Here is a 12,080-nt window from a genome sequence, read left to right on the forward strand (position 1 = left end):
TAATTTTATAGTCACGACCACTTACAATCACCTAAATGTTATGAAGAGGGCTCAAGTAAAAGAATATTATGGGCACATTGCCATAATAGCGATCCTGATTTTGACACAGTTATACAGTGTCTTTGTTGCCAACACCACCGATGTGTACCTGACCAGTCAGCATTACCTGGGTTTCGTGGCTACGGCCAGCCTGGCCATTCTGCTCTTTGTGCGGCCGGCTTTTTTGTTTTATGGTCTCGGTATTATCCTGATTCTGGGTGTAGAGAACATCATTGGCTTTACACCTGAGCTGCAGTTTACCAGCACCCGTTGGTATTCGGGCGGAACGGCCCTGCCGGTAGCGTATCAGAATTATTCGCTCTTCCTGTTCTTACTCTGGTCCATGTTTTCCTACCAGCGCCTGGCGCAACTGGGAAAAACGCTGCTGGCGAGGGTAAACTAAGCATTTCAACATGGTCAGCAAAAAAGTCCTACTCCGCGTGGAGTAGGACTTTTTGTTTGGTAGCGCCGATCTGCTGCCAGGCCGGCCGCAAACCGGTTTGTAAACGCGGTGTTCAGCGTATAGCCTACACAGGACGCTGGCACGGTTATGAGAAAACGAGTGGGATAATTATGCGTAGGTTTGAGTAAGAATTTCTACAGCTTTCTACATACGTTCCAGATCAGGGATTGAAAATAATACGTTCATGTGTCTGTATTTCAGCGTCTACGTCCCACTAGCTAAGCTTGTTGGAGGTATTTTGGGGATTGGCACAGATTTTTCATACGTTTAGGCAAAACATAAATGATTAACTACTTAATATACAACGTCATGGGAAATCTTCTGTATACTGTAGCGGTGATCCTGATCATCCTATGGTTAGTCGGTCTGTTAGGCTTTAACAGCTTTGGATTAGGCAACATCATTCACGTACTGCTGGTTATCGCCATTATTGCTATTCTGCTACGGGTTATTGGCGGTGGTCGAGCCGTCTGACGGAGCAGAGTGCAACGCAAATAGGGATCTATAAAGGTAGAGCTCACGGGGTAAAAGTCCTTTGGTTTGTCTTCCGGACAGGCCAAAGGGCTTTTTCAGTTTATGAATGGGTGCCGGCATCCTCACTGGCCCCGTAGGCCAGCCCGGTCCAGTCCCAGTTTTCCCGGCCTTTGGCCAGGGCGGATACCAGCCTGCTCTGTACCAGTTGGGCCAGCGGCATGGGCGCTTTTACCTCACTCGCCATCTGCAGCACCAGGTTCATGTCTTTTAGGCCCAGTGGCAGCCGGAATCCCACGTTTTCGTCGTACACCTGCCGCGCAATCATGGTCCCGTAATTCTTGTAAATGGGGCTGGCAAACATGGTGGACGAAAACATATCAATCAAGGCCTGGCGAGATACACCGTTCTTCTCCGCTACCGTCATAGCCTCGGCCATTGCTTCCATAGCCGCACCAATCATAAAATTACCGGCCAGCTTGACTACGTTAGCTGTAGAAGGTTCATCGCCAAAGTCGTACAGACCCTGTGCCACAATAGCGGACAGGATTGGCTTCACCTGCTCCTTTGCTTCAGCGTCACCCGATACACAAACCCAGGCCTGCTTAGCCGCTACGGCAGCCGGGCGACCAAAGATCGGGGCCGCCACGTAACGGGCATCAAACCGGGCGTGGTGTTCGGCCAGTTGGCGGGCCGTCTGAGGGGCAATGGTACTCATGGAAATGTGGATGCCGTCTGCACCCAGGTTACGGGCAAATTCATCGGTGAGCGTTACCTCTTTCAAGGCGGCATCGTCGCTGAGGAGAGTAATAACGTACCGGCAGGTCTGCGCAACTTCTGACGCACTGGCGGCTACCGTTGCGCCTTTATCGCCCAACGGCTTTGCTTTGTGAGGGGTTCGGTTGTAAACGGTAAGCGGATGGCCGGCAGCCAGAATGTTTTCGGCGAGGGGCAATCCCAGGCTGCCTAAGCCGATGAGGCCAATGGAGTCGTTCATGAGGAGTTGATTTTTGGTTAATCAATACTAGATCTAATTCTAGCCCTTTTGTGAGGCAAGTATTCATGAAAAACAAAAAGGACGGCAATTGCCGTCCTTATCTTGATGTAATTGCAGCGTTGCTTTTAGAAACCACTAACGTTCAATCGCCCACCAGTTACAGTTATTCCGGAAAGAGAGGGTGTTGGCACCGCACTACTTAAAATCGCGGACTTTATTTCCTCAGCAGTTGCGCTCGGATGAGTTGAGGCATATAACGCTGCTCCACCAGTTACATGTGGAGTAGCCATAGAGGTACCGCTGTACGAGCCGTAAGAATTATAGGCTAAGCAAGAACTGATACTAGATCCCGGTGCACCAATATCAACCATAGTGGCACCATAGTTTGAGAAGCTGGATTTTGCTCCAGTTGAGGTAATAGCGGCTACTGCGATTACTGCATCATAGCCTGCTGCAGCCTTTGTATCGTAATTTGATGGGTAACTTGCAGTTTTATTGTTATCATCACCTACACCATCACTGCCACCATTTCCTGCCGCAGCAATAAAAAGAATATTAGCTTTGGCTCCTCTTACTATTGCATCTAAGAGTGCCTGCGAGAAGCCGCCACCACCCCAAGAGTTATTCGTAGCTACAATGTTAAGTCCATGTCTAGTTTTGAGATCGGTAAAGTAATCAACGGCTTTAATAGCATTAGCGGTTGTTCCCCCACGACGGCCCAAAAATTTACCGGAAATCATTGTTACATGCCAGTTAACCCCTACAACTCCTGTACCGTTCATTTCGGCCCCAATGGTACCAGCTACGTGTGTGCCATGATCGTCGAGGCTACCTCGAGTACCTCCATCATATATTGTATTGTCACTCCCATCAAAATCCCATCCATCCGTATCATCCACATAACCATTTTTATCATTATCCACACCATCTACCGGATCATAAGGGTTATCCCATTCATTAGCATCTAAATCGGGATGCGTGTTTTGAAATCCTTCATCAATAATACCGACATAGACAGTAGTAGATCCCGTAGGTGCTGTAGACTTAGCCCAAGCTTCACCGGCTTGACTACCGTATTGATTGGCCGGGCTGGTAGCATCACCGTACATGCCCCACAGCGACCCATTTGTAAAATAAGGATCATTAGATGTCGCTTGATGCTGATAAATAAAGTTCGGCTCGGCATACTCAATCTCCGGAAGTCTTTTGAGCTGGCCTACTGCCTCTAGTACAGCTAGCGGGGTACGAATGAGATGAACGCCCTCGCTGTCACCTGCCCGCTCCATAGCTTTGGTCAGAATGCGCTCGGCTACTTCGCCTTTTATTCGGCTCAGGGCGGCCAGCCGCTTTTCCTCACCGATACCATTTTTGAATTTTACTAACATTTCGCCGGCCACGTAGTCCTGACCTGGTGCCATACGCGCATTGGCGTCGGTTTTAGATGTTGATGCAGCATTGTCGAAATCTTTTACCGGCTCACAGCCCACCATCGTTAACGTAGCTGCCAATGCTACCGCAGCTACTCCCCTCTTGTTTAGGTTAATCATTCTTTTCATAGAATTTAAAAGATGAAGAAATGAAAATGCCTTACAATTTAATAAAGAATTAATCTGTTTTTCAAATTAAAATTTTAATCGTTATTAAATGGGATACGATACTTTTTAGTAAAAAAATAAGGCAGATCAACTGATCTGCCTTATCGCAAGTATATGATTTTTTAGATTAAGCTAACTTCCAGCCGCTGCGGTAATTGCGGGATACGAACTGGTTGGCTTCGTCGAAATTGGTGATCTTCATGTTCTTGCCGTCCCACATCAGCGTTTTCCGGCCGGGGTAGTTAAACCCTCTACCGTCTGCTTTCGGTGTCCGCAACGTGTAACTGCGGATGGCCAGGTTCCCCATCAGCACCGACTCCGTCAACGGGCCGGCAAAATCGAAGGATGAGGTCAGGGCTTTGTGTTCTTTGCTGTTGAAACCAGCTTTGCAGGCTTCGGTCCACAGCACCTGGTGGCCGTTTTCCGGAATACCTTTGCCGTCGGCACCTTTAGGCTTCGGCGCGGCTTCCAGCTTGTCCCCGCTCTTGGTGTACAGTTTCGGGTCGTCGCCGTACATACCGCAGGCAATCAGCCCCTTGTCGCCGAGCAGGAACACACCGTTCTCGCCGTTTTCGGGGAAGGGTTCGCCGGCGGGCAGCATATCCGGCCGGAACGGACGCAAACCGCCATCCAGCCACACCATCTTAACGGCCGACTTGTTCTTGGCCGAAGCCGGGAATTTCAGCTCGACGTGTGACGAGGGCGGACAGCCTTCCGGAATGTACTCGGGCGTCCAGTCTTTCAGGAACACCTGACCGATGCTGGTTTCCACTTCCGTCGGATAGCCCAGGCCCAGCACCCGGAAAGGCACATCCATGATGTGGCATCCGATATCGCCGAGGGCACCGGCCCCAAAATTCCACCAGCCGCGCCATTTGAAGGGATGATAGGCCGGCGTATAGCCAACTTTTTCGGCTGGTCCGAGCCACAGGTCCCAATCCAGCTCGGCGGGTACTTCGGCAGCCGGTTGTGGTACCGGAATCCCTTGGGGCCATACGGGCCTGTTGGTCCAGAGGTACACCGTATGGACGTTACCCACCATGCCTTTGTCAAACCACTCCACCATTTGCCGCTGCTGGGGATTAGACGACCCCTGGTTACCCATCTGCGTAACCACCTTGTATTTGCGGGCGGCCTCGGTCAGGGCGCGGGCTTCGTAGATGTTGTGCGTCAGCGGCTTTTGCACGTATACGTGTTTACCCCGCTGCATAGCGGCCATGGCCACTACCGCGTGGGTATGGTCGGCGGTTGATACCGTGACGGCATCAATGGTTTTGCCTTCCTTGTCGAGCATTTCGCGGAAATCCTTATAGCGCTTGGCGTTCGGGTGTTTCGTGAAATTCTCCTTTACGCGGGGCAGTCCCCAATCAACGTCGCAGAGGGCGACCATATTATTGGCACCGTTGTTAAAGGCATTGTTGGTATCGCTGAAGCCTTTACCGCCAACGCCAACGCCGGCAATATTAAGTTTATCGCTGGGGGCAATAAAACCTTTACCCAGCACATGGCGCGGGACAATAAAGAAGCTGCCGGCGGCTGCCAGGGCACCGGCCTGCAGGAACTGACGGCGGGACGAAGTCGAACGGGACTCGGGTGCCGTGTTTTCTGACTCTTGCATCTGAATAGTTAGGAAATATGATACAGGTATACGTTAAAAAGGAATTAGCGGCTAAGTTATACCTGAAAAACGACAAGTTTTAACCGGAATTGTAATATCTTTCTGTCCACCCGTCCAAAAGGTCCCTTTAGTATATTTTCTCTGTTATTCCGTAACCCAATACTATGCGTTTTTTTCGAAGCTTACTTTTCGTCTTTTTGGTAATTAACTTTCCATCGTCAGGGGTTCAGGCTCAAAAGCTTATCAAACGGAAAACCACCGTTTCGATTGCCGGTGAGCAGTTCTATATCAATGGTCAGCCTACCTTTAAAGGTCGTACCTGGAACGGCCATACGATTGAAGGGCTGCTGCCCAACTCGCGCATGGTACAAGGCATTTTTGAGGACTACAATCCAGCGACCAGGGCGAAATGGGCCTACCCGGACACAAAGAAATGGAGCGCCGACCGGAACACCGATGAATTTATAGCCGCCATGCCCGTCTGGAAACAGCACGGCCTGCTAGCGTTTACCATAAACCTGCAGGGAGGTAGTCCCGAGGGGTATTCTAAAGATCAACCCTGGGAAAATTCAGCGTTTAATCCGAATGGTAGCTGGCGGCCCGATTATATGAACCGGCTGAAGCGTATTCTGGATAAGGCAGACGAACTGGGAATGGTAGCTATTGTAGGCTATTTTTATTTTGGTCAGGATGAGCGGCTGACCGATGAAGCCTCCGTAATCCGGGCGGTCGATAACGCCACTGACTGGCTGCTGGATGGTGGTTACCGGAACGTACTGGTCGAAATCAACAACGAGTGTAATGTCCGTTACGACCATGATATTCTGAAGCCGGAGCGGGTGCATGAACTCATCCGGCGGGTAAAGGCTAAAACCAAAAATGGCCGGCGGTTACTCGTCAGCACCAGCTACGGCGGAGGTACCATTCCCAAAGAAAACGTAGTCCGGGAGTCGGATTTTCTGCTGCTGCATGGTAATGGCGTGAAGGAACCCGAAAAGATTGTTGGTATGGTGAAGCAGACGCGGCAGGTTGCCGGTTACCGACCCATGCCCATTGTCTTTAACGAGGACGATCATTTTGATTTTGACAAGCCGGCCAACAACTTTCTGGCCGCTACCAGTGCATACGCTTCCTGGGGGTATTTTGATTACCGGATGAAAGATGAGGGATTTGACGAGGGTTATCAGTCGGTGCCGGTAAACTGGCAGATCAGTTCCGCTCGTAAAAAAGGCTTTTTCGACAAACTGAAGGAAATCACCGGCGGTCTGCCGCAGTTGTCGGAAAAACGGTGAACCCAGACGCCCCTTACGATTGTTTTGAAAATACCTATGAACACGGACCAGACAACCCGCTACAGCCGGAGCTTACCCGAACTGCGCTTTTCGCTCAACCTGCTCTACGTTGGACGGTTACTGCTGGGTATGTCAGTCGCTTCGTCGCTGGACGACAATCACCTGGAAGAAATTGATGAACGCATTGAAGAGGTAACCGACGAGCTGGTGGTGACCGAACTGCTGCACGAAGCGGCCGTTCTGGCCGGCGATGTGCTGCCGGAAACTCCGCCTACTGAACGATTTAACTGATATTCGGGCGAGCCAGCAATTGGGCCCGGTCAAAAACGAAATACCTTCATCAACAACAGAAATGCCCCGGTCAGCGGGGCATTTCTGTTGTTGATGAAGTAAACAGCATTCTACGCAAACTCAGGTTCGGCCGGTACTGGCTGTTGCTTCAATAATTCTTTGGCGACAATGTATCCAGAGCCGCCGTTTACGCCATGCCCGGTCCAGGTAGCCGCTCCCAGCATATACACGTTCGGGATGGCGGTCTGGTGGCTGGGCTGACCCGGTAGTGGCCGGTACACATAACTCTGGCCCAGATCGTGGGCTCCGCCGTACGGGTCACCGGGACCGAGGTTCGGGCTGAACTTAGCCAGTTCGGCGGGGCTGATAATGTGCCGGGCCAGCAGGGCGCTCTTTACATTCGGGACATGCTTCTCCACGATCGAGAGGATCCGGTCGGCAAACTTCTCCTTCAACATCTCGTTCCAGAGTCCTTTGCCTGGTTTTAGTTTACCGGCGGCATCACCCTTGGGCTGGCAGGGTACCTCCAGCACCTGCACCCGCATAACGGCTTTGCCTTCGGGGGCGCGGGTTGGATCCAGATTAGATGCGCAATCCACTGTGAATGTTGGATCGGTCGGCAGGAGCCCGGCCATAGCCTGGGCGGTTGCCAGGGCGCAGTTGTCCAAACCGCTCGACAGGTGCGGCTGACCAATGCGGTTGAATCGCTCATCGCGCCAGCAGGGTGGCTCGCTCAGCGCCAGGCTGATCTGCACACAGCCCCGGCCGTAGCGGTAGCGTGATGCCTGTTTGGTGAGCACCCCATCGACGGGTGTTTCAGAGAGTAGTTTCAGGTATAGCTGGTCGGGGTTCACAGAGGCAATTACTCCCTTTTTAGCCTCCCACTGTTCGCCGTTTGTTGCGCGGATGCCCACCGCTTTTCCGTTTTTGACGAGAATCTGATCAACAAGGGTGTCACATTGAATGGCACCGCCGTAGTCGGTCACCAGCGTGGCCAGAGATTTTGCCAGCATTTCGCTGCCGCCTTTAGGGACGGCCATGCCACCGCCCATCAGGGCCAGCATGACCAGCGGTACCCAAACACCACTACCGATTTCGTCGGGCGTACGGCCGAGGTGCATCACCCACGGAGCCAGCATGGCCTTCATGGCTTCTGACCGGAACGGGCTGACCACCTGCCGGGCGGTCCCAAACGCGAAGTAACTGAAGGCCGGATCGCTTAATAAAGTAGCCAGGGTCTGTTTTGCTTCCGGTGATGCCATACTTTGGCCGAAGAGGCTGAAAACTGGACCTGCGTAGGGGGTAAAGGTGTTCAGCAGGTCGCCTAAAACGGTCCCGTCGCCGGGATGCAGTCGTTCGGCTTCGGCAATCAGGGCTTCCGGTGACCGGGAGAATACGGCTGTTGTGCCGTCGGGCATTGATACACCGGTGGGCAGGTCGGTATTTAAGTAGTGAAGGCCCCGCTTACCAAGTTCTTCACCTAATTCGGCAAAGGCGGCACTAGTAGTAAACAGCGGATGCGCGGCTGAATAGGTATCGTGGATAAAGCCGGGAAGCGTAAGTTCTTCGGTGCGGACCAGGCCGCCGGCGCGGTCGTTTTTCTCCAGCAGCAGCACGCTGTGGCCGGCTTTTACAAGATAGGCTGCGGCAATAAGGGCGTTGTGCCCGCTACCGATAAAAAGGTAATCGTAGCTGGTTTTCATAGGGTTATACGGAAGAATAGAATAGATAGGTTTTTGCTTATGCCTGGAATAGTAAACAAATATTGTCACCCTGCCCAAAATGGTAGCAACCCTTACACACGAATGTGAGAAATGGTTGATTGAACCGTATAAAATAGAGCCTGAACCGGTATAGGGGGGCCTTATCTTTCTTTAGAAGATAGCCTGGGATGCTTTGCCGGGAAACGAGTTTACTGACAAACGCTGTGCTTACTATGGAAAAAACGCTGACACTTCAGGTGAACGGTAAGAAACATACCGTCACCGTTGATCCGGCTACGCCGTTGCTGTATGTGCTGCGCAACCAGTTGCAACTGAACGGACCCAAATACGGTTGCGCCCTCCACCAGTGTGGCTCCTGTATGGTGTTGCTGAATGGTAAGGCCAATCCCAGTTGTCAGATCCCGGTCGACGCGGTTACGACTCTTTCCATTACCACACTTGAGGGGCTGATTCGACCGGACGGTAGCCTGCACCCGGTACAGCAGGCGTTTGTCGACCAACAGGCGGCCCAGTGCGGGTACTGTCTCAACGGTATGGTCATCTCGGCGGTGTCGCTGTTGCAGGAAACCAAAAAGCCCGATGATACCGCCATTCGGGAGGGGATGCAGCGGGTACTGTGCCGATGTGGATCGCAGGCCCGTGTGATGCGGGCTATCAAACAGGCCGCCCAACACTCGTAACAGCCCTAATCAACTATCGCCATGAAAAAATCTTCATTAGCGGGTGCGGTATCGCGCCGGAAATTTCTGAAGGGAGCCGGCTGTCTGACGGTTGCTTTTTCAATGACCGATACCTGGGCGGCCGTCGGGGAGGTAGTAGCGAACGACCGGTTGCCCGATAGTCTGCGTCGTCACCCCAGGGTAAGTGCCTGGCTGGAAGTGCTGGCCGACGGACGGGTACGGGTGTTTACCGGTAAAACAGAATTGGGGCAGGGCATCCGCACCGCTATCGCTCAGGTAGCTGCTGAAGAACTGGATCTGCCCATGGAGCGTGTTGAGCTGGTCCTGGCCGATACCGGCCGGACGCCCGATGAACGCTATACCGCCGGAAGCGCGTCTATTGAAAGCAGCGCCATGTCGGTGCGCTACGCGGCTGCGGCCGCCCGGCAGCTACTGCTCGAACGGGCTGCTCAGAAACTTGGCCGGCCCGTTGCCCAGCTCCAACTGGAAAACGGAGTAGTAAGCACCGCTGGCGGAAAAAAACTGACGCTGGCGGACATTCTGGACGGTAAGCAGATTGAGGATGAAGTTCGCCTGCCAATTACCCTCAAGCCTAAGCATACGTATCGGCTGGTGCGTAAGGAAGTACCCCGGTCGGATATTGGCCGCATGGTACGGGGAGAGCAAGTGCATATCCATGACCTGCGCTTGCCGGGAATGGTACACGCCAGGGTAATACGACCCGGCAGTTATCAGGCCCGGTTGAAAAAACTCGATGAGGCAGCGCTGCGCCAAGCCGTGCCCGGTATCCTTAAAACGGTGGTAGACGGCAACTTTATCGGGGTTATTGCCGCTGATGAATATGCCGCAATAAAGGGCCAGACGTACCTATATCAACATGCGGAGTGGTCGGTACCCGATACGCTGCCGGCGGGCAAGTCGCTGGCGTACCATATTAAGGAATTGCCGGCCAAAACTGAGCGGGTAGCCGAAAAGGGTATCATCCCGTCCGGTTCGGGAGCGGTTATCAAAGCGAGTTATTTCAAGCCGTACCTGATGCACGGTTCCATCGGCCCGTCCTGCGCCATAGCCCTGTTCGAAGGAGGTAACCTGCAGATCTGGACGCACAGCCAGGGTGTATTTCCGCTGCGGGATGCCTTGCAGAAGTGGCTGAAGTTATCCGCCGAACAGGTACACGTAACGGCCGTGCCCGGTTCGGGCTGCTACGGTCATAACGGAGCCGATGATGTAGCGGCCGATGCCGCCCTGCTGGCAATGGCGTATCCGGGTAAGCCGGTGCGGCTGCAATGGTCGCGGGAGGAAGAACACGCCTGGGAGCCCTACGGCAGCGCCATGCTGATGGAACTGGAAGCGGGGCTGGACAATGCCGGTAAAATTTCACACTGGAAGCTGGACCTCTGGTCGGACACCCACAGCAACCGCCCCGGTGGCGACCCCTCGAAGCTGCTGCCGGCCTGGCATCGAAAAGAACCGCTGACGCTGAAAACATCGGGCTTCAGCGGTGGTACCGCCCGTAACTCGGAGCCCTATTATACCATTCCGAATCTACAGATTGATACGCACTCGATTGCCGGGCCGCTGCGGGTATCGGCGCTGCGTAGTCTGGGGGCTTATGGGAATGTCTTTGCCATTGAGTCGTTCATGGACGAACTGGCCGAGAAAGCCGAAAAGGATCCAATGGCTTTTCGGCTGATGCACCTGTCGGACCAGCGGGCCATTACCGTTTTGACCAAACTTCAGGAACTATTGGCTGCTCAGAAAGTGAGCTCAGGTGAAGGGATCGGGATAAGTTTTGCCCGCTACAAAAACACATCGGCCTACTGTGCGGTGGCCGCCAAGGTAGCGGTGAACGCAAAAGAGGGGTCCGTTCAGATGCAGCAGTTGTGGGCGGTGGTCGATGCCGGTGAGGTCATTAACCTGGATGGCCTCAAAAATCAGATTGAAGGCGGTATGATCCAGTCGGCGAGCTGGACACTGAAAGAAGAGGTGCAGTTTGACGCCCGGCACGTAACCAGCCGCGACTGGGTGTCGTATCCGATCGTTCGGTTTAGCGACGTACCGGCGGTGGCGGTTACCGTTGTCGACCGCCCGACGGAACCGCCTTTGGGAGCCGGAGAGGCCGCTCAGGGACCAACAGCAGCCGCCATCGTCAACGCGGTATACCGTGCCTGCGGCAAGCGGGTTCGGCATTTGCCTGTCCGGCCCGATAAGGTTGCTGGTTGAGTGGTCAACTGATTGAGGTTGCGTTAAACCCTAGCCGTTGTTTTTTGTCAAAGAGGGCAAAACACCATTAGCTTCTTTTGACAATGAGAAAGATTGGATTGATGCTGGTAGCAATAGCTACCCTGGCCGTCGGCTGCAACTCCCAGCGGCCGTATACCGGAGCGCGCACCGGAAGCACTGACCGGTACGACGAACGCTACGACAACCGCCGGAACGACGGCCGCCGTGACGACGGCCTCACCATGCGCGATACCCGCCTGGAGCGACAACTGAGACGCTACGAGAACGAACTGAACCTGACGAACCGGCAAAAGCGGGAACTAGACAATATCGTTCAGAAATACGAGCGCCGGGGGCTGAACCGCGACGAGCAGACCTACCGCGAAGCGTACCGCCGACTGCAACAACAGAAACGGCAGGAACTGCTGTCGGTACTGACTTCCCGGCAGCGCGATACCCTACGCCGGCTTGAAGAGCGTAACCGGGACTACCGTGACCGGGATTACCGCGATCGGGACTACCGCCGAAACCGGAGCTAAACCTGAGGCACAGAAGCCCCGCCATGTTACTGGCGGGGCTTCTGTTTTCTTATTGAAACCGGTCGTTCATCTGCCTGAACGTTTCGTCCGGTTCATCGCGCGTCGCCCGCATGTTCCGGGCGGGAGGTGCTATAGCCGATTTCTTTCT

General features: G+C 53.6%; 11 protein-coding genes. 7 read left to right on the top strand and 4 right to left on the bottom strand.

Features of this window, described 5'->3' with window-relative positions; all coding sequences use genetic code 11:
• The first annotated feature begins 40 nt into the window (after positions 1 to 40).
• Positions 41 to 442, top strand: a complete 402-nt coding sequence (locus ABD949_RS28910; protein ID WP_345249719.1) for a hypothetical protein — start codon at positions 41 to 43, stop codon at positions 440 to 442.
• A 369-nt stretch (positions 443 to 811) separates the two neighbouring features.
• Entirely contained in the window at positions 812 to 976 is a 165-nt protein-coding gene (locus ABD949_RS28915; protein ID WP_345249722.1) for a lmo0937 family membrane protein, read from the top strand.
• 100 nt (positions 977 to 1,076) lie between these two features.
• On the opposite strand, the gene ABD949_RS28920 is transcribed toward ABD949_RS28915, so the two are convergent.
• The 3 genes from ABD949_RS28920 to ABD949_RS28930 all read right to left on the bottom strand — a co-directional run bounded on the left by ABD949_RS28920 (position 1,077) and on the right by ABD949_RS28930 (position 5,183).
• Positions 1,077 to 1,970 (bottom strand): NAD(P)-dependent oxidoreductase, encoded by an 894-nt coding sequence (locus ABD949_RS28920; RefSeq protein ID WP_345249724.1) that lies wholly within the window; start codon positions 1,968 to 1,970, stop codon positions 1,077 to 1,079.
• Between the two features lie 125 nt (positions 1,971 to 2,095).
• Complete coding sequence (locus tag ABD949_RS28925) at positions 2,096 to 3,526, bottom strand: S8 family peptidase (RefSeq protein ID WP_345249726.1); 1,431 nt, start codon at positions 3,524 to 3,526, stop codon at positions 2,096 to 2,098.
• A gap of 166 nt (positions 3,527 to 3,692) precedes the next feature.
• Positions 3,693 to 5,183 carry a Gfo/Idh/MocA family protein gene (locus tag ABD949_RS28930; protein WP_345249728.1) on the bottom strand — a complete coding sequence of 497 codons (1,491 nt, stop codon included), beginning with the start codon at positions 5,181 to 5,183 and terminating at the stop codon, positions 3,693 to 3,695.
• Positions 5,184 to 5,347: 164 nt separating this feature from the next.
• On the opposite strand from ABD949_RS28930, the gene ABD949_RS28935 reads away from it, so the two are divergent.
• Positions 5,348 to 6,475, top strand: a complete 1,128-nt coding sequence (locus tag ABD949_RS28935; protein ID WP_345249730.1) for a hypothetical protein — start codon at positions 5,348 to 5,350, stop codon at positions 6,473 to 6,475.
• A gap of 36 nt (positions 6,476 to 6,511) precedes the next feature.
• Complete coding sequence (locus ABD949_RS28940; RefSeq protein ID WP_345249732.1) at positions 6,512 to 6,766, top strand: hypothetical protein; 255 nt, start codon at positions 6,512 to 6,514, stop codon at positions 6,764 to 6,766.
• A 110-nt stretch (positions 6,767 to 6,876) separates the two neighbouring features.
• On the opposite strand, the gene ABD949_RS28945 is transcribed toward ABD949_RS28940, so the two are convergent.
• Positions 6,877 to 8,469: a phytoene desaturase family protein gene (locus ABD949_RS28945; protein ID WP_345249734.1), complete on the bottom strand. Its 1,593-nt coding sequence runs from the start codon at positions 8,467 to 8,469 to the stop codon at positions 6,877 to 6,879.
• A 233-nt stretch (positions 8,470 to 8,702) separates the two neighbouring features.
• Here ABD949_RS28945 and ABD949_RS28950 point away from each other — a divergent pair, with 233 nt between their 5' ends.
• The 3 genes from ABD949_RS28950 (at position 8,703) to ABD949_RS28960 (ending at position 11,932) form a co-directional block, all read left to right on the top strand.
• Complete coding sequence (locus tag ABD949_RS28950; protein ID WP_345249736.1) at positions 8,703 to 9,170, top strand: (2Fe-2S)-binding protein; 468 nt, start codon at positions 8,703 to 8,705, stop codon at positions 9,168 to 9,170.
• Positions 9,171 to 9,191: 21 nt separating this feature from the next.
• A complete protein-coding gene (locus ABD949_RS28955; RefSeq protein ID WP_345249738.1) occupies positions 9,192 to 11,393 on the top strand; it encodes a xanthine dehydrogenase family protein molybdopterin-binding subunit in 2,202 nt (733 codons plus the stop codon).
• Positions 11,394 to 11,476: 83 nt separating this feature from the next.
• Complete coding sequence (locus ABD949_RS28960; RefSeq protein WP_345249740.1) at positions 11,477 to 11,932, top strand: hypothetical protein; 456 nt, start codon at positions 11,477 to 11,479, stop codon at positions 11,930 to 11,932.
• The last annotated feature ends 148 nt before the right edge of the window (positions 11,933 to 12,080 follow it).

Source organism: Nibrella saemangeumensis (assembly GCF_039541915.1).
Lineage (GTDB): Bacteria > Bacteroidota > Bacteroidia > Cytophagales > Spirosomataceae > Nibrella > Nibrella saemangeumensis.

Coding starts and splice junctions, on each gene's coding strand:
- ABD949_RS28960 (WP_345249740.1), top strand. CDS start 11,477: ATGAGAAAGATTGGATTGATGCTGGTAGCAATAGCTACCCTGGCCGTC.
- ABD949_RS28935 (WP_345249730.1), top strand. CDS start 5,348: ATGCGTTTTTTTCGAAGCTTACTTTTCGTCTTTTTGGTAATTAACTTT.
- ABD949_RS28940 (WP_345249732.1), top strand. CDS start 6,512: ATGAACACGGACCAGACAACCCGCTACAGCCGGAGCTTACCCGAACTG.
- ABD949_RS28950 (WP_345249736.1), top strand. CDS start 8,703: ATGGAAAAAACGCTGACACTTCAGGTGAACGGTAAGAAACATACCGTC.
- ABD949_RS28945 (WP_345249734.1), bottom strand. CDS start 8,469: ATGAAAACCAGCTACGATTACCTTTTTATCGGTAGCGGGCACAACGCC.
- ABD949_RS28925 (WP_345249726.1), bottom strand. CDS start 3,526: ATGAAAAGAATGATTAACCTAAACAAGAGGGGAGTAGCTGCGGTAGCA.
- ABD949_RS28910 (WP_345249719.1), top strand. CDS start 41: ATGAAGAGGGCTCAAGTAAAAGAATATTATGGGCACATTGCCATAATA.
- ABD949_RS28930 (WP_345249728.1), bottom strand. CDS start 5,183: ATGCAAGAGTCAGAAAACACGGCACCCGAGTCCCGTTCGACTTCGTCC.
- ABD949_RS28955 (WP_345249738.1), top strand. CDS start 9,192: ATGAAAAAATCTTCATTAGCGGGTGCGGTATCGCGCCGGAAATTTCTG.
- ABD949_RS28920 (WP_345249724.1), bottom strand. CDS start 1,970: ATGAACGACTCCATTGGCCTCATCGGCTTAGGCAGCCTGGGATTGCCC.
- ABD949_RS28915 (WP_345249722.1), top strand. CDS start 812: ATGGGAAATCTTCTGTATACTGTAGCGGTGATCCTGATCATCCTATGG.